Below are 20,369 nucleotides of genomic sequence, written 5' to 3'. Positions count from 1 at the left end.
ATGACGAAAAATGCCAGGTTTTCACTCCTGCCCTCATTCATCATCATGTCCGCTGTATTACTCGCCGGTTGTAACGATCAGGGAGAAACACAAGCTCACCCCGCAGAGCCGCAGGTGACTGTCCATGTCGTCGAAAAGGCGCCTTTAGCCGTGACGACCGAATTACCTGGGCGCACAACAGCATTTCGTATTGCTGAAGTCCGTCCTCAGGTCAGCGGGATTGTACTTAAACGGAATTTCACCGAGGGAAGCGATGTTGAAGCCGGTCAGTCGCTTTATCAGATCGATCCCGCGACTTACCAGGCCGACTACGACAGCGCCAAAGGCGAACTGGCAAAGAGTGAAGCGGCAGCAGCTATCGCACATTTAACGGTAAAACGTTATGTCCCGCTGGTTGGCACTAAGTACATCAGCCAGCAAGAGTACGATCAGGCCATTGCTGATGCTCGCCAGGCCGATGCCTCCGTTATCGCGGCAAAAGCGGCGGTCGAAAGCGCTCGTATCAACCTGGCCTACACCAAAGTGACATCGCCCATTAGCGGACGTATCGGTAAATCTAACGTCACCGAAGGCGCATTAGTCACGAATGGCCAGGCAACTGAACTTGCTACCGTGCAACAACTTGATCCTATTTACGTCGACGTAACACAGTCCAGTAATGACTTTATGCGCCTTAAACAGTCCGTTGAGCAAGGGAGCCTGCATAAAGACAGCGCCAGCAGTACCGTCGAACTGGTGATGGAAAATGGTCAGTCGTACCCGCTGAAAGGTGCGTTGCAGTTCTCTGATGTCACCGTTGATGAAAGTACCGGATCCATCACCCTCAGGGCCGTATTCCCTAACCCACAGCACACGCTGCTGCCGGGCATGTTTGTGCGTGCTCGTATTGATGAAGGCGTCCAGCCAAATGCCATTCTCGTTCCCCAACAAGGGGTAACGCGTACGCCACGCGGCGATGCAACGGTGATGGTTGTCAATGACATGAGTCAGGTCGAGGCTCGCACCGTCGTTGCTACACAGGCGATAGGTGATAAGTGGTTAATCAGCGAGGGCTTACAGCCTGGCGATAAGGTTATCGTCAGCGGATTGCAGAAAGCGCGTCCCGGCGTAAAGGTTAAAGCAACCACCGATACCGAAACTCCAGCCGCAAAAACTGCGCAATAAGGTAACCGGACATGGCTAACTTTTTTATCAATCGCCCTATTTTTGCCTGGGTTCTGGCCATCATTCTGATGATGGCAGGGGCTCTGGCAATCATGCAACTGCCCGTTGCACAGTATCCGACCATTGCACCTCCTGCGGTCGCTATTTCTGCCACCTACCCAGGTGCGGATGCGCAGACGGTACAAGACACGGTTACGCAGGTTATCGAACAGAATATGAACGGTATCGATAACCTGATGTATATGTCCTCCACCAGCGATTCCTCCGGGAGCGTCACCATTACTCTGACTTTCGAGTCAGGTACTGACCCGGATATCGCACAGGTCCAGGTGCAAAACAAATTACAGTTAGCGATGCCCTTACTGCCACAGGAAGTACAGCAGCAGGGGATCAGCGTCGAGAAATCCAGTAGCGGTTTCCTGATGGTGGCGGGTTTTGTCTCCGATAATAACAATCTGACGCAGGATGATATTTCCGACTATGTGGCGTCTAACGTTAAAGACGCAATAAGCCGAACAGCAGGTGTCGGCGATGTCCAGATGTTTGGTGCACAGTACGCAATGCGCATCTGGCTCGACAGCAACGCAATGAACAAATATCAGTTGACTCCGCTGGACGTTATCAATCAACTGAGAACGCAAAATAATCAAATTGCCGCAGGCCAACTGGGAGGCGCGCCATCCGTCCAGGGTCAACAACTTAATGCCTCCATTATCGCTCAGACACGCCTGAAAACGCCGGAAGAGTTTGGTCGCATAACGCTGAAGGTGGGCCAGGATGGCTCAATGGTTCACCTCAGAGATGTAGCCCGCATCGAACTCGGCGGCGAAAACTATAACATGGTGACGAAAATTAATGGTCAGCCTGCAACAGGCCTGGGCATTAAGCTGGCGACCGGTGCAAACGCGCTGGATACTGCCGCAGGCGTCAAAGCAAAGCTGGCTGAGTTACAACCTTTCTTCCCGCAAGGTTTGCAAGTGGTTTACCCCTATGACACTACACCATTTGTAAAAATCTCGATTAACGAGGTGGTGAAAACGCTGTTTGAAGCCATCATCCTCGTCTTCCTGGTGATGTACCTGTTCCTGCAAAATCTGCGCGCCACGCTGATTCCAACTATCGCAGTGCCTGTCGTGCTGTTGGGAACATTCGCGATCCTCGCCGCATTCGGATTCTCCATCAACACGCTAACGATGTTCGGAATGGTGCTGGCCATCGGCCTGCTGGTCGATGACGCCATCGTGGTAGTAGAAAACGTCGAACGCGTCATGGCGGAAGAGAAACTGCCGCCCAAAGAGGCGACGCAGAAATCCATGGTCCAGATCCAGGGCGCACTGGTCGGGATCGCGATGGTGCTCTCGGCGGTATTTATCCCCATGGCGTTCTTTGGCGGCTCGACCGGCGCCATTTACCGCCAGTTCTCTCTGACCATTGTTTCAGCGATGGCGCTTTCTGTTCTGGTCGCCCTGATTCTTACGCCAGCGCTTTGCGCAACGCTGCTAAAACCCGTTTCCGCCGGACATGTTGAAAAGAAAGGCGGTTTTTTCGGATGGTTTAACGCCCTGTTCGATAAAAGCGTCGGGCATTACAGCAATAGTATCAGCGGTATTCTGCGCAAAACCGGACGCTACTTGTTGCTATATGTTCTTATCGTCGGCGGAATGGCAGTTCTGTTTTTACGCCTCCCTACCTCCTTCTTGCCCGATGAGGATCAGGGGGTCTTTATGACAATGGTGCAACTTCCTGCCGGTGCGACACAGACGCGCACACAGCAGGTGCTGGATCAGATTCAGAATTACTACCTCAACCAGGAAAAAGCGAACGTAAAATCGGTGTTCACCGTTAATGGCTTCAGCTTTAGCGGCCAGGGACAGAACTCCGGTATCGTCTTTATTAGCCTCAAACCATGGGAAGAGCGTTCGGGCGATGAAAACGGCGTGACGGCTATCGTCGAACGTGCGACCAGGGCGTTCAGCCAGATTAAAGATGGACTGGTGTTCCCGTTCAACATGCCTGCCATTCTTGAACTGGGTACCGCGACCGGCTTTGATTTTCAGTTAATTGATCAGGCTAACCTCGGTCATACAGAACTGACGAAAGCCCGGAACCAGTTGCTGGGTATGGTGAGAGAACATCCGGATTTGCTGGTGCGCGTGCGCCCTAACGGTCTGGAAGATACCCCGCAATTTAAGCTGGATATTGATCAGGAAAAAGCCCAGGCGTTAGGCGTAAGTCTGTCGGATATAAACCAAACGATTTCCACGGCCCTTGGTGGCACCTATGTGAACGATTTTATCGATCATGGCCGAGTGAAAAAGGTATACGTTCAGGCTGACGCGCCGTTCCGTATGTTACCCAACGACATCAACAATCTCTACGTACGTAGTGGGAATGGTGAAATGGTGCCATTCTCTGCGTTCAGTTCGTCGCATTGGATTTATGGTTCACCCCGCCTGGAGCGTTACAACGGTATGCCATCAATGGAAATACTGGGAGAGGCCGCGCCGGGTCGAAGCACCGGTGAAGCCATGGCGCTCATGGAAAACCTGGCAGCACAGCTGCCAACCGGTATCGGCTATGACTGGACGGGAATGTCATATCAGGAACGGCTCTCCGGCAATCAGGCACCTGCGTTATACGCTATTTCGTTAATTGTCGTCTTCCTGTGTCTCGCCGCATTGTATGAGAGCTGGTCTATTCCATTTTCAGTGATGTTGGTTGTACCGCTCGGCGTGGTCGGTGCGCTTCTGGCGGCGTCCATACGCGGTCTGAATAATGATGTTTACTTCCAGGTAGGTCTGCTGACTACCATCGGTCTTTCCGCCAAAAACGCTATCCTTATCGTGGAGTTTGCCAAAGATCTGATGGATAAAGAAGGCAAGGGGTTGATTGAAGCCACACTGGAGGCGTCACGCATGCGTCTTCGTCCAATCCTGATGACATCCCTGGCGTTTATTCTGGGGGTTATGCCTCTGGTTATCAGCCACGGAGCAGGTAGCGGGGCGCAGAATGCGGTCGGTACAGGCGTAATGGGAGGCATGCTGACCGCGACATTGTTGGCAATCTTCTTCGTCCCCGTCTTCTTCGTTGTCGTCAGACGGCGTTTTAGTCGGCGCAACAATTAATTTGTAAAATAAAGGCGTCTTCGGACGCCTTTTTCACCTAAGATGCCCCTCTTTATTTATTAATAAGATAGCCATTTATTTCTAATAAACCCTTCGTGAAAAAATCGCGAATCACCTTTCTTTTTATCCATTATTTTTACAATCCACATGAATTGAGATTATTCCTCATGTCAGTATTTTTTTAAGAAGTGGTAAAATAATCGCCGAGTTCGCAGATGGTTTAGCGTTTGTCTTTGCTCAATTAGCGAAACGCTTATTTTTGAGGTAACACCATGAAAAGATTAATATCCGTTGCATTGCTTACCGCATTCCTGGCCGGCTGTGCACACGATTCTCCTTGCGTACCTGTATACGACGATCAGGGGCGCCTGGTTCATACCAATACCTGTATGAAAGGCACCACGCAGGATAACTGGGAAACAGCCGGTGCCATCGCCGGTGGCGCAGCAGCCGTTGCCGGGCTGACGCTTGGGATAGTCGCCCTGACCAAATAAATCTTCTTAAAAGCGCGGTGGGTACCGCGCTTTTTGCAATAAGAATTAAATCTTCATATAAGACAAAAGGTTGGTATATAGCACTCAACGTATAATAAAATTATTATAGATTTGCCTCACATATCCACGATTTGAAATTAGCATTTTTTCAGTTCTTCGTAACAGCGCGCTTTCTTTTCATTATTCTCACGTCATCAATATTAACGTACGAAATCGTTATCACACGTCCGGTTTGATTTTTAAATTTTTTGCGCCGAAATGTGGCTTACGTTTCAATTTTGCACCACTTCAGGGCGCTGCATTTATTTTTTCCTGTCTACACTCTGGATATTGCGTCGAATAATCGTGCGCAAAAACCTGGCACTACCTTTGCTTAAAAGAGTATGGCCATAGCCACAGACAGGTAAAAGACGTTTTCAGAACGTTTCCATAACAATAATTCCTCCACACAGGATGCTCTATGAAAAAGATGATAATAGCCAGCCTGGCTGCGGCCGGCGTGCTGCTTGCGGTTGCAAATCAGGCACATGCCGGCGCAACACTTGATGCCGTAAAGAAAAAAGGTTTTGTGCAGTGTGGGATCAGTGACGGGTTGCCTGGCTTTTCTTATGCCGATGCAAGCGGTAAGTTCTCAGGTATTGATGTCGACGTATGTCGTGGCGTTGCCTCCGCCGTATTTGGCGATGATAGCAAAGTAAAATATACCCCGCTCACCGCCAAGGAACGCTTTACCGCACTACAATCTGGTGAAGTCGACATGCTCTCTCGTAATACCACCTGGACCTCCTCTCGTGACGCAGGAATGGGAATGTCTTTCACTGGCGTAACGTATTACGACGGCATTGGTTTTCTTACCCACAATAAAGCGGGTCTTAAGAGTGCTAAAGAGCTGGATGGCGCAACAGTTTGTATCCAGGCAGGAACAGATACCGAACTGAACGTGGCTGACTACTTTAAAGCCAACAACATGAAGTACACCCCTGTCACCTTTGACCGCTCGGATGAATCAGCTAAAGCTCTGGAATCTGGACGCTGCGACACGCTGGCTTCCGACCAGTCTCAGTTGTACGCCCTGCGAATCAAGCTGAGTAATCCTGCGGAGTGGATTGTCCTGCCAGAAGTTATTTCTAAAGAACCGCTGGGACCTGTTGTACGTCGTGGAGACGATGAGTGGTTCTCCATTGTTCGCTGGACGCTGTTCGCCATGCTGAATGCGGAAGAAATGGGCGTTAACTCGAAAAACGTCGATGAAAAAGCGGCTAATCCTGCAACGCCGGATATGGCACACCTGTTAGGCAAAGAAGGGGATTATGGCAAGGATCTGAAGCTTGATAACAAATGGGCTTACAACATTATCAAGCAGGTAGGTAACTACTCGGAGATCTTTGAGCGTAACGTGGGATCGGAAAGCCCACTGAAGATCAAACGTGGACAGAACAACCTCTGGAATAACGGTGGCATTCAATATGCGCCACCGGTGCGCTAATGCGTAGTGATGTAACGGGCGCCGCGACTGCGGCGCTCAGTCCAGAGTCATAGTTACCGAGGTTTTCTTATGTTCCATCGCCGCTCAATCGTAAAAGGATCGTTATCCTTTTCTAACCCTGCGGTCCGCGCCTGGTTATTTCAAATACTTGCCGTCATTGCGGTCATCTGCATTGCGGTCTATCTCATCCATAACACGATAAATAACCTGAACAATAGCGGTATTACCTCGGGATTCTCTTTTCTCGATCGCAGCGCCGGATTTGGTATTGTCCAGCATCTGATCGATTACGAGCAAGGCGATACGTATGGCCGTGTCTTTATCGTTGGCCTGCTCAATACGCTATTGGTTTCTGCACTGTGCATTGTTTTTGCATCAATTCTCGGTTTCTTTCTCGGACTGGCACGCCTGTCAGATAACTGGTTATTACGAAAGCTCTCGACGATCTACATCGAAACGTTCCGCAATATACCGCCGCTGCTGCAGATCTTCTTTTGGTATTTCGCCGTATTACGTAACCTGCCCGGCCCACGTCAGGCCGTTAACGCGCTGGACTTGATGTTTCTGAGTAACCGGGGACTCTATATTCCGGCACCGCAAATGGGAGAAGGATTTTTTGCCTTTTGCGGCGCTGTAATTATCACTATCGTCGTCACTATCGGGCTATTTCGCTACAACAGAATGCACCAGACTAAAACCGGTCAGCTACGCCGGACCTGGCCCACGGCTCTGGCGCTGATCGTGCTTTTACCAATGATCTCACAGTGGCTGTTTGGCGCAGCGCTTCACTGGGATATCCCCGCTCTTCGCGGTTTTAACTTCCGTGGCGGAATGGTGCTTATTCCCGAACTGGCTGCCCTGACGCTGGCGCTTTCAGTGTATACCTCGGCGTTTATTGCAGAAATTATTCGAGCGGGAATCCAGGCCGTTCCTTATGGCCAACATGAAGCAGCACGCTCGTTGGGTCTACCAAATCCGGTGACACTGCGCCAGGTGATCATCCCACAGGCGCTGCGCGTCATCATTCCCCCATTAACCAGCCAGTATCTGAATATCGTCAAAAACTCCTCTCTTGCGGCCGCCATTGGCTACCCGGATATGGTTTCACTGTTTGCCGGCACGGTACTCAATCAAACAGGGCAAGCCATTGAAACTATTGCTATCACGATGTCGGTGTACCTGATCATCAGCCTGAGCATTTCTCTGCTGATGAATATTTATAACCGCCGTATTGCACTGATTGAGCGCTAAGGAGCCATGATGACAAAAGCACTGCTGTCTCACCCCTCGCGTCAGAACAGTAACCCGGCAAGCCGCAGTCTACTCTGGATGCGTAAAAACCTGTTCTCCAGTTGGTCAAATAGCCTGCTCACGCTGCTGTGCGTTTGGCTGATTTGGTCATTTCTTCCGCCACTGATGAACTGGGTATTCTTTCAGGCCAATTGGGTCGGTTCAACCCGCGCAGACTGCACCAAAGCAGGGGCTTGCTGGGTGTTCATTCATGAACGCTTTGGGCAATTCATGTATGGACTTTATCCCCACGATCAGCGCTGGCGCGTAAATCTGGCCCTGATCATTGGCCTGGCCTCTATCGTCCCTATGTTCTGGAAATCTATTCCCCACCGTGGCCGCTATATCGCCGTCTGGGCCGTCGTTTATCCCGTGGTGGTCTGGTGGTTGATGTACGGTGGTTTTTTCGGACTTGAGCGCGTAGAAACCCGACAGTGGGGCGGATTAACACTGACGCTTATCATTGCATCCGTGGGGATTGCGGGCGCGCTTCCGTGGGGTATTTTACTGGCGCTTGGACGCCGGTCTCATATGCCAGTCGTGCGGATTTTATCCGTCATTTTCATTGAGTTCTGGCGCGGTGTGCCGTTGATTACCGTCCTTTTTATGTCCTCGGTCATGCTTCCTCTGTTTATGTCCGAAGGGACCAGTATCGACAAACTTATCCGGGCGCTGGTCGGCGTGATTCTTTTCCAGTCGGCGTATGTCGCAGAAGTGGTTCGCGGAGGGTTACAGGCCCTACCAAAAGGTCAGTATGAAGCCGCTGAATCACTGGCGTTAGGGTACTGGAAAACGCAAGGGCTGGTCATTCTTCCGCAAGCCCTCAAGCTGGTTATTCCGGGTCTGGTTAACACGATTATCGCCCTGTTTAAGGATACCAGTCTGGTCATCATCATCGGCCTGTTTGATCTCTTCAGTAGCGTGCAGCAGGCAACTGTGGACCCTGCATGGTTGGGTATGTCGACGGAAGGATATGTTTTCGCTGCACTGATTTACTGGATCTTCTGTTTTAGCATGTCGCGTTACAGCCAACATCTGGAAAAACGTTTTAACACCGGGCGTACACCGCACTGAGGAATTTATGAGCCAATTATTAATGCCGTCTACCGACGCGATGATTACGCTGGAAAACGTCAACAAATGGTACGGACAGTTTCACGTCCTGAAAAACATCAACCTGAAGGTAAAGCAGGGAGAACGCATCGTATTATGCGGACCTTCCGGTTCGGGTAAATCGACAACTATCCGCTGTATCAACCACCTGGAAGAGCATCAGCAAGGACGTATTGTGGTGGATGGGATCGAACTCAATGAAGATATCCGCAATATTGAGCGCATCAGACAAGAAGTTGGCATGGTCTTTCAGCACTTTAATCTCTTTCCTCATTTGACGGTCCTGCAAAACTGCACGCTGGCACCGATCTGGGTGCAAAAGATGCCAAAAAAAGAGGCTGAAGCTCTGGCAATGCACTACCTTGAGCGAGTTCGCATTGCTGAACATGCGCATAAATATCCTGGGCAAATCTCTGGTGGGCAGCAACAGCGCGTGGCCATTGCACGCTCGCTGTGCATGAAACCTAAAATTATGTTATTCGATGAACCCACATCAGCGTTGGATCCTGAAATGGTAAAAGAAGTGCTTGATACCATGATAGGTCTGGCACAATCAGGCATGACCATGCTGTGTGTTACCCATGAAATGGGCTTTGCCCGCACAGTGGCCGACCGGGTGATCTTTATGGATCTTGGCGAGATTGTTGAACAGGCAGCACCGGATGAGTTTTTTGCTCACCCCAAATCTGAACGCACTCGTGCGTTTTTGTCGCAGGTTATCCATTAAAGCCATGCGCCGGATACAACCCGGCGTTTAACAGATAAAACAAAAGGCCCAGTCTTTCGACTAGGCCTTTTGTTTTTATTTGATGTCTGGCAGTTCCCTACTCTCGCATGGGGAGACCCCACTCTACCATCGGCGCTACGGCGTTTCACTTCTGAGTTCGGCATGGGGTCAGGTGGGACCACCGCGCTACAGCCGCCAGACAAATTCTTTTCTAAGTGCCAAACTTTAACCGAAAAACTGGTGCTGATACCCAGAGTCGAACTGGGGACCTCACCCTTACCAAGGGTGCGCTCTACCAACTGAGCCATATCAGCACACTAAATTTGATGCCTGGCAGTTCCCTACTCTCGCATGGGGAGACCCCACACTACCATCGGCGCTACGGCGTTTCACTTCTGAGTTCGGCATGGGGTCAGGTGGGACCACCGCGCTACAGCCGCCAGGCAAATTCTGTTTATCAACACGCTTTTCGCATGTCGATGTAATCTGTAATCAAGCTGAATATCGTGTCTCTTCGCCAAAACACCTTCGGCGTTGTAAGGTTAAGCCTCACGGTTCATTAGTATCGGTTAGCTCAACGTATCGCTACGCTTACACACCCGACCTATCAACGTCGTCGTCTTCAACGTTCCTTCAGGACCCTTAAAGGGTCAGGGAGAACTCATCTCGGGGCAAGTTTCGTGCTTAGATGCTTTCAGCACTTATCTCTTCCGCATTTAGCTACCGGGCAATGCCATTGGCATGACAACCCGAACACCAGTGATGCGTCCACTCCGGTCCTCTCGTACTAGGAGCAGCCCCCCTCAATTCTCCAGCGCCCACGGCAGATAGGGACCGAACTGTCTCACGACGTTCTAAACCCAGCTCGCGTACCACTTTAAATGGCGAACAGCCATACCCTTGGGACCTACTTCAGCCCCAGGATGTGATGAGCCGACATCGAGGTGCCAAACACCGCCGTCGATATGAACTCTTGGGCGGTATCAGCCTGTTATCCCCGGAGTACCTTTTATCCGTTGAGCGATGGCCCTTCCATTCAGAACCACCGGATCACTAAGACCTGCTTTCGCACCTGCTCGAGCCGTCACTCTCGCAGTCAAGCTAGCTTATGCCTTTGCACTAACCTCCTGATGTCCGACCAGGATTAGCTAACCTTCGTGCTCCTCCGTTACTCTTTAGGAGGAGACCGCCCCAGTCAAACTACCCACCAGACACTGTCCGCAACCCGGATCACGGGTCTACGTTAGAACACCAGCCATTAAAGGGTGGTATTTCAAGGTTGGCTCCATGCAGACTGGCGTCCACACTTCAAAGCCTCCCACCTATCCTACACATCAAGGACCAGTGTTCAGTGTCAAGCTATAGTAAAGGTTCACGGGGTCTTTCCGTCTTGCCGCGGGTACACTGCATCTTCACAGCGAGTTCAATTTCACTGAGTCTCGGGTGGAGACAGCCTGGCCATCATTACGCCATTCGTGCAGGTCGGAACTTACCCGACAAGGAATTTCGCTACCTTAGGACCGTTATAGTTACGGCCGCCGTTTACCGGGGCTTCGATCAAGAGCTTCTCCTTACGGATAACCCCATCAATTAACCTTCCGGCACCGGGCAGGCGTCACACCGTATACGTCCACTTTCGTGTTTGCACAGTGCTGTGTTTTTAATAAACAGTTGCAGCCAGCTGGTATCTTCGACTGATTTCAGCTCCATGAGTAAATCACTTCACCTACATATCAGCGTGCCTTCTCCCGAAGTTACGGCACCATTTTGCCTAGTTCCTTCACCCGAGTTCTCTCAAGCGCCTTGGTATTCTCTACCTGACCACCTGTGTCGGTTTGGGGTACGATTTCGTGTTACCTGATGCTTAGAGGCTTTTCCTGGAAGCAGGGCATTTGTTACTTCAGCACCGTAGTGCCTCGTCATCACACCTCAGCGTTAGCAAGACTCCGGATTTACCTGGAATCTCCGCCTACATGCTTAAACCGGGACAACCGTCGCCCGGCTAACATAGCCTTCTCCGTCCCCCCTTCGCAGTAACACCAAGTACAGGAATATTAACCTGTTTCCCATCGACTACGCCTTTCGGCCTCGCCTTAGGGGTCGACTCACCCTGCCCCGATTAACGTTGGACAGGAACCCTTGGTCTTCCGGCGTGCGGGTTTTTCACCCGCATTATCGTTACTTATGTCAGCATTCGCACTTCTGATACCTCCAGCATGCCTCACAGCACACCTTCAACGGCTTACAGAACGCTCCCCTACCCAACAACACATAGTGTCGCTGCCGCAGCTTCGGTGCATGGTTTAGCCCCGTTACATCTTCCGCGCAGGCCGACTCGACCAGTGAGCTATTACGCTTTCTTTAAATGATGGCTGCTTCTAAGCCAACATCCTGGCTGTCTGTGCCTTCCCACATCGTTTCCCACTTAACCATGACTTTGGGACCTTAGCTGGCGGTCTGGGTTGTTTCCCTCTTCACGACGGACGTTAGCACCCGCCGTGTGTCTCCCGTGATAACATTCTTCGGTATTCGCAGTTTGCATCGGGTTGGTAAGTCGGGATGACCCCCTAGCCGAAACAGTGCTCTACCCCCGAAGATGAGTTCACGAGGCGCTACCTAAATAGCTTTCGGGGAGAACCAGCTATCTCCCGGTTTGATTGGCCTTTCACCCCCAGCCACAAGTCATCCGCTAATTTTTCAACATTAGTCGGTTCGGTCCTCCAGTTAGTGTTACCCAACCTTCAACCTGCCCATGGCTAGATCACCGGGTTTCGGGTCTATACCCTGCAACTTAACGCCCAGTTAAGACTCGGTTTCCCTTCGGCTCCCCTATTCGGTTAACCTTGCTACAGAATATAAGTCGCTGACCCATTATACAAAAGGTACGCAGTCACCCCATAAAGAGGCTCCCACTGCTTGTACGTACACGGTTTCAGGTTCTTTTTCACTCCCCTCGCCGGGGTTCTTTTCGCCTTTCCCTCACGGTACTGGTTCACTATCGGTCAGTCAGGAGTATTTAGCCTTGGAGGATGGTCCCCCCATATTCAGACAGGATACCACGTGTCCCGCCCTACTCTTCGAGTTCACAACATATGCACTTTTGTGTACGGGGCTGTCACCCTGTATCGCCGGACTTTCCAGACCGTTCCACTACCACACATGCTGATTCAGACTCTGGGCTGCTCCCCGTTCGCTCGCCGCTACTGGGGGAATCTCGGTTGATTTCTTTTCCTCGGGGTACTTAGATGTTTCAGTTCCCCCGGTTCGCTTCATTACGCTATGTATTCACGTAATGATAGTGTGACGAATCACACTGGGTTTCCCCATTCGGAAATCGCCGGTTATAACGGTTCATATCACCTTACCGACGCTTATCGCAGATTAGCACGTCCTTCATCGCCTCTGACTGCCAGGGCATCCACCGTGTACGCTTAGTCGCTTAACCTCACAACCCGAAGATGTTTCGTAAAACACTTCAGTATTGCGAAAATTTGAGAGACTCGAACACACCGCTTTTCATTTCTTGTTTACGGAGAAATGAAACAGTGTGTCGTTTCAATTTTCAGCTTGATCCAGATTTTTAAAGAGCAAAACTTCGCAGTGAACCTTTTCAGGTACACTCTGAAGTTTTCTTGTTTTTTTGCAGTAAAGGATGGTGGAGCTATGCGGGATCGAACCGCAGACCTCCTGCGTGCAAAGCAGGCGCTCTCCCAGCTGAGCTATAGCCCCATCGTAAATGCTAATCTCTGTACCCTAATTCGTTTCCGGGCAAGGCGCGGTGGTGCGAAGCATACTGAAGTATGCGAGCATCGCCGTAACACAGCACGGAGGCGAATTTGGTAGGCCTGAGTGGACTTGAACCACCGACCTCACCCTTATCAGGGGTGCGCTCTAACCACCTGAGCTACAAGCCTGCAGAGATTTTCTTACTGCTAATTTTCATCAGACAATCTGTGTGAGCACTACAAAGAACGTTTCTTTAAGGTAAGGAGGTGATCCAACCGCAGGTTCCCCTACGGTTACCTTGTTACGACTTCACCCCAGTCATGAATCACAAAGTGGTAAGCGCCCTCCCGAAGGTTAAGCTACCTACTTCTTTTGCAACCCACTCCCATGGTGTGACGGGCGGTGTGTACAAGGCCCGGGAACGTATTCACCGTGGCATTCTGATCCACGATTACTAGCGATTCCGACTTCATGGAGTCGAGTTGCAGACTCCAATCCGGACTACGACATACTTTATGAGGTCCGCTTGCTCTCGCGAGGTCGCTTCTCTTTGTATATGCCATTGTAGCACGTGTGTAGCCCTACTCGTAAGGGCCATGATGACTTGACGTCATCCCCACCTTCCTCCAGTTTATCACTGGCAGTCTCCTTTGAGTTCCCGACCGAATCGCTGGCAACAAAGGATAAGGGTTGCGCTCGTTGCGGGACTTAACCCAACATTTCACAACACGAGCTGACGACAGCCATGCAGCACCTGTCTCAGAGTTCCCGAAGGCACCAAAGCATCTCTGCTAAGTTCTCTGGATGTCAAGAGTAGGTAAGGTTCTTCGCGTTGCATCGAATTAAACCACATGCTCCACCGCTTGTGCGGGCCCCCGTCAATTCATTTGAGTTTTAACCTTGCGGCCGTACTCCCCAGGCGGTCGACTTAACGCGTTAGCTCCGGAAGCCACGCCTCAAGGGCACAACCTCCAAGTCGACATCGTTTACGGCGTGGACTACCAGGGTATCTAATCCTGTTTGCTCCCCACGCTTTCGCACCTGAGCGTCAGTCTTTGTCCAGGGGGCCGCCTTCGCCACCGGTATTCCTCCAGATCTCTACGCATTTCACCGCTACACCTGGAATTCTACCCCCCTCTACAAGACTCTAGCCTGCCAGTTTCGGATGCAGTTCCCAGGTTGAGCCCGGGGATTTCACATCCGACTTGACAGACCGCCTGCGTGCGCTTTACGCCCAGTAATTCCGATTAACGCTTGCACCCTCCGTATTACCGCGGCTGCTGGCACGGAGTTAGCCGGTGCTTCTTCTGCGAGTAACGTCAATTGCTGTAGTTATTAACCACAACACCTTCCTCCTCGCTGAAAGTACTTTACAACCCGAAGGCCTTCTTCATACACGCGGCATGGCTGCATCAGGCTTGCGCCCATTGTGCAATATTCCCCACTGCTGCCTCCCGTAGGAGTCTGGACCGTGTCTCAGTTCCAGTGTGGCTGGTCATCCTCTCAGACCAGCTAGGGATCGTCGCCTAGGTGAGCCGTTACCCCACCTACTAGCTAATCCCATCTGGGCACATCCGATGGCAAGAGGCCCGAAGGTCCCCCTCTTTGGTCTTGCGACGTTATGCGGTATTAGCTACCGTTTCCAGTAGTTATCCCCCTCCATCGGGCAGTTTCCCAGACATTACTCACCCGTCCGCCACTCGTCACCCAAGGAGCAAGCTCCTCTGTGCTACCGTTCGACTTGCATGTGTTAGGCCTGCCGCCAGCGTTCAATCTGAGCCATGATCAAACTCTTCAATTTAAGTTTGATGCTCGTGAATTAAACTTCGTAATGAATTACGTGTTCACTCAGAGACTTGGTATTCATTTTTCGTCTTGCGACGTTAAGAATCCGTATCTTCGAGTGCCCACACAGATTGTCTGATAAATTGTTAAAGAGCAGTTGCGACGCGCTTTAGCGCTCTGTCGCGAGGTGGCGTATATTACGCTTTCCTCTTTCAGAGTCAACCCTCATTTTCAGGTTTTTCTCTTCAACCGAACCGGCTGTTTGCGTGAAGTGATTCACATCCGCCGTGTCGATGGAGGCGCATTATAGGGATCCCATTTTTTAGCACAAGTATTTTTTGGATCTTTTTTGCTGAGTGCTTGTTTTTCACCCCTTTCGCTATATTCCTGCGCAATTTGGCTGATTTTTGATAGCTAAATCACTTGCACAGTCTCAATAATCCAACCAAAGTCTTCATTACTGCTCTATTTTCATTGAGGTAAACATGTCTGATGTATTACGTCCTTATAAGGATCTTTCCCCACAGATCGGAAAACGCGTGATGATCGACACCAGTAGCGTCGTCATTGGTGATACTCGTTTGGCTGATGACGTCGGGATTTGGCCGTTGGTTGCGATTCGTGGCGACGTCAACTATGTACAAATCGGCGCCCGTACAAACATTCAGGACGGCAGCGTTCTACATGTCACACATAAATCCACATCTAATCCGCAAGGTAATCCATTGATCGTGGGTGAGGATGTGACGGTCGGTCATAAAGTCATGCTACACGGCTGCATCGTTGGCAACCGCGTATTGGTCGGTATGGGATCAATTTTACTGGACGGCGTAGTGGTAGAAGACGACGTTATGATTGGGGCAGGAAGCCTGGTGCCGCAAAACAAACGCCTGGAGAGTGGATATCTGTACCTGGGTAGCCCGGTTAAACAGATCCGGCCATTAAGTGACGAAGAGAAAGCAGGCTTAAAATACTCTGCTAACAACTACGTTAAATGGAAAGATGAGTATTTAAATCAGAGTAACCAAACCCAACCCTGAGAGTTTTCCTGCTGGTCCTGGATCAATGCTTCGGCCTCTTCTTCCAGGTCCCAGCGATGCTGTTGAAAGGTTTCCAGCCATTGTTCAGGCGTGCAGCCGCCAAAGCGGGACGCCAACGTCTCCCCTGATATAGCGCATGTTAACTGCATACCATGGACCAACGCAGGGAAAACAACGGCGCTAATATCCGTCAGCCATTCTTCTCGATCGGGAAACTGGATCGCCTGATTCATGCCGACATTTCCTGTTGCATGCTTTTGATGACGGGCTCAATCTGTGGCAATACACCATGCCAGAGTAAAACGGCGTGCGCTGCTTGTCCCACCAGCATCCCCAGACCATCGGCATACTGTTTCGCCCCATGTTCAGCACACCAGGAAAGGAACGGTGTATTCCCTTGCTGATAAAACATGTCATAGCAATAGACAGAGGAGTGAATAAGCGATGTCGGAATGGCTGGTACCTCACCGCTAATTCCGCTAGATGTCGCATTAATAATTAAATCAAAACTGTAATTATCAAGATCGTCCATTCCCACCGCCTGCACGCTGCCGGTATGGGAGAAGATTTGTGCCAGTTCTTCTGCGCGCGAAGCAGTACGGTTAACGATGGTTACCGCACAATCCAGAGAAAGAAGAGGTAATAAAACCCCCCGGGATGCGCCACCGGCACCAATCAACAGAACTCGCGATCCGGGGCGAATGAAAGATAAACGTTCAAGATCGCTTAATAAGCCGATACCATCCGTGTTATCTCCCAGTAAACGCCCATCCTCAAGTCGTTTAAGAGTATTGACCGCTCCAGCAAGCGATGCCCGCTCCGTTAATTCATCGGCACGCGCAAACGCCTCTTCCTTAAAAGGCACAGTGACATTTGCCCCCTTCCCGCCTTCAGCAAAAAAGGCATTCAGCGTATTCACAAAATCATTGATAGGTGCCAGTACACGTCCATAGGAATGATCAATTTTCAACTGCTCTGCAAATTGCTGATGAATAAAGGGCGATTTACTGTGCGCTATCGGATTACCAAAAACAGCATAGGCTTCTTTCATATTACCCCTGTCGAAACTGTTCACCGGTCAGAGCATCACGGATCTCCGAAGGATTCAAACGCCCTCCGGTCTCCCCCTCAACTACGGGAAAGTCTGTACCAAACTGCGCGCGGACTTCCTCTACCGTTCTGCAAGGCGGTAAGCCACTCAAATTAGCACTGGTGGAGACTAACGGTTTGCCATAAGCCTGGCACAATGCAACCACCAGCGGATGATCGGTGACTCGCACGGCCAGCGAGTCAAAACGACCGGTCAACCAACGAGGCGTAGTCGCGGGCGCAGGGAAAACGAAGGTGACAGGACCAGGCCAGCGAGCGAACACAGCCTCACGTTGAGCATCTGAAAGCGTGCTATCGTCAATATAGGGCTTGAGCTGGTCAAAATTTGCCGCAATCAAAATTAAGCCTTTATCGACTGGGCGTTGTTTTAGCGCCAACAGACGGGTAACAGCCGTTTCGCTGTCGGGATCGCAGCCGACACCAAATACAGCTTCTGTTGGATAGGCGATGACTTTTTCTTGTTTCAGAACCGCTATCGCAGCAGCGATAGGGCCTGTGGGCAGGTTATTATTCACTTATTTATTCCGCCGAGAACGGCTTTCCACATTGTTTACTGGCACAGAAATGCTTCACACCCTGCGCGGTTTTCTTTTCGATGAGTAGCGGATAATGGCACTCAGGACACTCTCCGGCTAACGGTTTGAAGTTAATGACAAACTGGCACTCCGGATAGCGATCGCAGGAGTAAAACGTTTTGCCATAACGGGAACGCCGCTGGACCAAGTGGCCAGTCTGGCATTGAGGACAGACTATTGCTGTTTCATCTGGCTTGTCGATAAGTTCGGTGTGTTCACACATTGGATAATCGCTGCATCCAATAAACATCCCGAATCTTCCCTGTCTCAGCACCAGCTCGGCGCCACATGCAGGACAAAGCTTACCCTCCAGAACTTTGACAATATGTCCGTCCGCGGAAGATTTCAGCGGACGGATGTAATCGCATTCTGGATAGTGTGAACAACCGAGAAACGGACCGTGTTTCCCGGAACGAATAACCAGTTCAGCCCCACATTGTGGGCAGGGCTCGTTTTTACGCACCGTAAACAGTGCTGATTTAGCCATAACAACTCATACTGAATGAAGATTGATTAATGCAGCATACCTTCATTCACTTCAAAGAGTAATTCTTCCATTTGCTGATAGGCATTTTCACAACCTGGAATATTGAAAAGCACCATCAGGATCACCCACTTCAGATCTTCCAGATCGAACTCTGCCGTATCCAGCGCGAGTACGCGCTCAATGACCATTTCTCGTGTTTCGAGGTTTAGCACCTGAATCTGTTCCAGGAATAGCAGGAACCCTCTACAGCTTGCATCCAGTCGATCGCACTCTTCTGCGGTATAAATACGTATAGAAAGAGGATCCGATGCCAGCTGCATAGGTTCGGCAAGACCATCCTGATAATCAGCAAGCTTTTCCAGCCAAAGTAACGCGTTGTAGATGTCTTCACGATCAAAACCAGCGTCGGTAAGATCCCGTTCCAGTTTGTCCTGATCCACACGCAGCTCAGCTTCGTTATGGATATATGTCTCAAACAAATACATTAGTACGTCGAACATGGCATGCCCTCCTCAATCGGACATAGCCGCCGGGTACAGCTGCGATCCATCCTGCTAACTCCAGTTCGAGCAGTTGAGCCACTACCTCTGGCACAGGTTGGCCGGCACGTTCAGCGACGACGTCAACAGGTGTTACCTCATCTCCTACGTTAGCCAGGAGCTCCGGAAATGGCAATGCCACCTCTTCGTGATCTGGCGAATAAATTGATTTTTCAGGTTCATCTGGCAACCATTGCAGCCCATATTGCAAATTTTCCAGAATTTCTTCTGGGGCCGTCACAAGCGTGGCTCCCTGCTGAATAAGCCAATGTGGACCTTCACTTCCCGGACTCCCAATCGGTCCAGGCAACGCAAAAACCTCCCGCCCTTGTTCCAGTGCACAACGCGCAGTGACCAGTGACCCGCTACGCTGAGCAGCTTCTACAACCAGGACTCCTTTACTTAGACCACTAATAATGCGATTTCGTCGGGGAAAATTGCGCGGCAAAGGAAGCGTATCTAATGGGAACTCAGACACCAGTGCGCCTCCAGCCTCAATCAGTCGTTTAGCCAGACTGACATGCTGTCGTGGATGAATGGTCTCAAGCCCATTTCCCAGCACCGCAATACTCGTGCCTTCTCGGTTTATCGCAGCATTGTGCGCCACACCATCAATCCCCCGGGCCAGGCCGCTGGTGATCGTCACGCCGCATGCTGCAAGCTTTTCACAAAACAGCCGCCCCCAGCGTTCGCCATACCAGGAGTGCTGTCGGCTACCGACGACGGCAACCTGAAACGAGCTAAGGCATATGGGATTTCCTGCAACAAAAAGCACCCCAGGATAATCCTCAATTGCACGGAGCTGTGCCGGATAATGCTCGCTGTCGGCAACCACAAAATGATGGTTGGGCTGTTCAAGCCAGCGCAGCGTTTTTTCCAGCGTCTGATCTGGAAAGGTTAAAAAGCGCCGGGCCTGGCGGGGAGAGAGTCCAGCATGATGAAGTACCACGTTGTTAATACACGGCTGAGTATTGAGCCAGTGGGCAACGCGCACCATCTCATCACCATACAGTTCATTCACTTGTGCTAAACGTAGCCAAATTTCGATTTTGGTCATCCCTGTTCCCCTGCCACAAGCAGTCCTGGCAATCTTTGCGATTGGTCACTGATGCTGTCAATCAGAGGGGGTTTTGTCTAGAATAGAGGTAATAATCTTTTCAACTCCTGAACACAACTCTGGATAACTATGTCAGTTTTGCAAGTGTTACATATTCCGGACGAGCGCCTTCGCAAAGTCGCAAAACCGGTCGAAGAAGTGAATGCAGAAATTCAGCGTATCGTTGATGATATGTTCGAGACGATGTACGCCGAAGAAGGTATCGGTCTGGCAGCAACTCAGGTCGATATTCATCAGCGCATCATTGTTATTGATGTCTCTGAAAATCGCGACGAGCAGTTGGTACTCATTAACCCAGAGCTGCTGGAAAAAGACGGCGAAACAGGTATTGAAGAAGGCTGCCTGTCTATCCCCGAACAGCGTGCGTTAGTACCGCGCGCAGAGAAAGTAAAAATTCGTGCGCTCGATCGCAACGGCAAATCTTTTGAACTGGAAGCCGATGGCCTGCTGGCTATCTGCATTCAACATGAAATGGATCACCTGGTCGGTAAACTGTTTATCGATTATCTGTCTCCGTTGAAGCAACAACGCATTCGTCAGAAAGTTGAAAAACTCGACCGCCTGAACGCCCGAGCTTAAGGACAAGAATCA

The 20,369-nt window shown here is 50.7% G+C and carries 15 protein-coding genes, 3 tRNA genes and 4 rRNA genes; 9 read left to right on the top strand and 13 right to left on the bottom strand.

Translation table 11 applies throughout. The features are described from left to right. The 7 genes from HV345_RS02150 (at position 1) to HV345_RS02120 (ending at position 9,399) form a co-directional block, all read left to right on the top strand. Entirely contained in the window at positions 1 to 1,164 is a 1,164-nt protein-coding gene (locus tag HV345_RS02150) for an efflux RND transporter periplasmic adaptor subunit (protein WP_181547231.1), read from the top strand. Between the two features lie 11 nt (positions 1,165 to 1,175). Further along, positions 1,176 to 4,289 carry an efflux RND transporter permease subunit gene (locus tag HV345_RS02145; protein ID WP_094169265.1) on the top strand — a complete coding sequence of 1,038 codons (3,114 nt, stop codon included), beginning with the start codon at positions 1,176 to 1,178 and terminating at the stop codon, positions 4,287 to 4,289. Positions 4,290 to 4,561: 272 nt separating this feature from the next. Next, positions 4,562 to 4,783 (top strand): lipoprotein, encoded by a 222-nt coding sequence (locus HV345_RS02140; protein ID WP_003025292.1) that lies wholly within the window; start codon positions 4,562 to 4,564, stop codon positions 4,781 to 4,783. A gap of 460 nt (positions 4,784 to 5,243) precedes the next feature. Next, the gene (locus tag HV345_RS02135; RefSeq protein ID WP_003025295.1) at positions 5,244 to 6,269 is read left to right on the top strand and encodes an amino acid ABC transporter substrate-binding protein; all 1,026 of its coding nucleotides are present in this window, start codon (positions 5,244 to 5,246) and stop codon (positions 6,267 to 6,269) included. Positions 6,270 to 6,338: 69 nt separating this feature from the next. Beyond that, positions 6,339 to 7,520, top strand: a complete 1,182-nt coding sequence (locus tag HV345_RS02130; RefSeq protein WP_103767054.1) for an amino acid ABC transporter permease — start codon at positions 6,339 to 6,341, stop codon at positions 7,518 to 7,520. 9 nt (positions 7,521 to 7,529) lie between these two features. Next, positions 7,530 to 8,633 (top strand): amino acid ABC transporter permease, encoded by a 1,104-nt coding sequence (locus tag HV345_RS02125; protein ID WP_141875726.1) that lies wholly within the window; start codon positions 7,530 to 7,532, stop codon positions 8,631 to 8,633. Positions 8,634 to 8,640: 7 nt separating this feature from the next. Beyond that, a complete protein-coding gene (locus HV345_RS02120; protein WP_181546485.1) occupies positions 8,641 to 9,399 on the top strand; it encodes an amino acid ABC transporter ATP-binding protein in 759 nt (252 codons plus the stop codon). 84 nt (positions 9,400 to 9,483) lie between these two features. On the opposite strand, the gene rrf (HV345_RS02115) is transcribed toward HV345_RS02120, so the two are convergent. From rrf (HV345_RS02115) to HV345_RS02085, 7 genes are all read right to left on the bottom strand, one after another. After that, a 5S ribosomal RNA gene (gene rrf, locus HV345_RS02115) occupies positions 9,484 to 9,599 on the bottom strand. A 38-nt stretch (positions 9,600 to 9,637) separates the two neighbouring features. Continuing rightward, positions 9,638 to 9,713: transfer RNA gene (locus HV345_RS02110), tRNA-Thr, on the bottom strand. Between the two features lie 14 nt (positions 9,714 to 9,727). Continuing rightward, positions 9,728 to 9,843: ribosomal RNA gene (gene rrf, locus HV345_RS02105) — 5S ribosomal RNA — on the bottom strand. A gap of 94 nt (positions 9,844 to 9,937) precedes the next feature. Next, a 23S ribosomal RNA gene (locus HV345_RS02100) occupies positions 9,938 to 12,844 on the bottom strand. A gap of 208 nt (positions 12,845 to 13,052) precedes the next feature. Next, positions 13,053 to 13,128: transfer RNA gene (locus HV345_RS02095), tRNA-Ala, on the bottom strand. A gap of 108 nt (positions 13,129 to 13,236) precedes the next feature. After that, a tRNA-Ile gene (locus HV345_RS02090) sits at positions 13,237 to 13,313 on the bottom strand. 71 nt (positions 13,314 to 13,384) lie between these two features. Beyond that, positions 13,385 to 14,926: ribosomal RNA gene (locus HV345_RS02085) — 16S ribosomal RNA — on the bottom strand. Together the 16S, 23S and 5S rRNA genes with 3 tRNA genes alongside form the textbook arrangement of a ribosomal RNA operon. A 469-nt stretch (positions 14,927 to 15,395) precedes the next feature. Here HV345_RS02085 and HV345_RS02080 point away from each other — a divergent pair. Then, positions 15,396 to 15,950: a gamma carbonic anhydrase family protein gene (locus HV345_RS02080; protein WP_019078186.1), complete on the top strand. Its 555-nt coding sequence runs from the start codon at positions 15,396 to 15,398 to the stop codon at positions 15,948 to 15,950. On the opposite strand, the gene HV345_RS02075 is transcribed toward HV345_RS02080, so the two are convergent. Genes HV345_RS02075 through dprA form a run of 6 tightly spaced genes read right to left on the bottom strand, consistent with a single transcriptional unit; the run spans position 15,926 to position 19,718 of the window. Next, positions 15,926 to 16,183, bottom strand: a complete 258-nt coding sequence (locus HV345_RS02075; protein ID WP_181598809.1) for a DUF1488 domain-containing protein — start codon at positions 16,181 to 16,183, stop codon at positions 15,926 to 15,928. The genes HV345_RS02080 and HV345_RS02075 overlap by 25 nt on opposite strands. Further along, positions 16,180 to 17,001 (bottom strand): shikimate dehydrogenase, encoded by an 822-nt coding sequence (aroE, locus tag HV345_RS02070; protein ID WP_053388934.1) that lies wholly within the window; start codon positions 16,999 to 17,001, stop codon positions 16,180 to 16,182. Before aroE ends, HV345_RS02075 begins: the two co-directional genes overlap by 4 nt. A gap of 1 nt (position 17,002) precedes the next feature. Then, the gene (gene tsaC / locus HV345_RS02065; RefSeq protein ID WP_019078184.1) at positions 17,003 to 17,575 is read right to left on the bottom strand and encodes an L-threonylcarbamoyladenylate synthase type 1 TsaC; all 573 of its coding nucleotides are present in this window, start codon (positions 17,573 to 17,575) and stop codon (positions 17,003 to 17,005) included. A 4-nt stretch (positions 17,576 to 17,579) separates the two neighbouring features. Further along, complete coding sequence (locus HV345_RS02060; protein WP_181598807.1) at positions 17,580 to 18,122, bottom strand: type I DNA topoisomerase; 543 nt, start codon at positions 18,120 to 18,122, stop codon at positions 17,580 to 17,582. 26 nt (positions 18,123 to 18,148) lie between these two features. Beyond that, positions 18,149 to 18,622 (bottom strand): DUF494 family protein Smg, encoded by a 474-nt coding sequence (gene smg, locus HV345_RS02055; protein WP_003031162.1) that lies wholly within the window; start codon positions 18,620 to 18,622, stop codon positions 18,149 to 18,151. Continuing rightward, the gene (gene dprA / locus HV345_RS02050; protein ID WP_047358918.1) at positions 18,594 to 19,718 is read right to left on the bottom strand and encodes a DNA-protecting protein DprA; all 1,125 of its coding nucleotides are present in this window, start codon (positions 19,716 to 19,718) and stop codon (positions 18,594 to 18,596) included. Before dprA ends, smg begins: the two co-directional genes overlap by 29 nt. A gap of 129 nt (positions 19,719 to 19,847) precedes the next feature. Here dprA and def point away from each other — a divergent pair, with 129 nt between their 5' ends. Beyond that, positions 19,848 to 20,357 carry a peptide deformylase gene (gene def / locus HV345_RS02045; protein WP_003031159.1) on the top strand — a complete coding sequence of 170 codons (510 nt, stop codon included), beginning with the start codon at positions 19,848 to 19,850 and terminating at the stop codon, positions 20,355 to 20,357. The last annotated feature ends 12 nt before the right edge of the window (positions 20,358 to 20,369 follow it).

Origin of the sequence: Citrobacter sp. RHBSTW-00986 (genome assembly GCF_013783065.1) — a bacterium.
Classification (GTDB): domain Bacteria; phylum Pseudomonadota; class Gammaproteobacteria; order Enterobacterales; family Enterobacteriaceae; genus Citrobacter; species Citrobacter braakii.
Note: the sequence above shows the minus strand (reverse complement) of the source record. Positions and strands in the feature narration are given on the sequence as shown.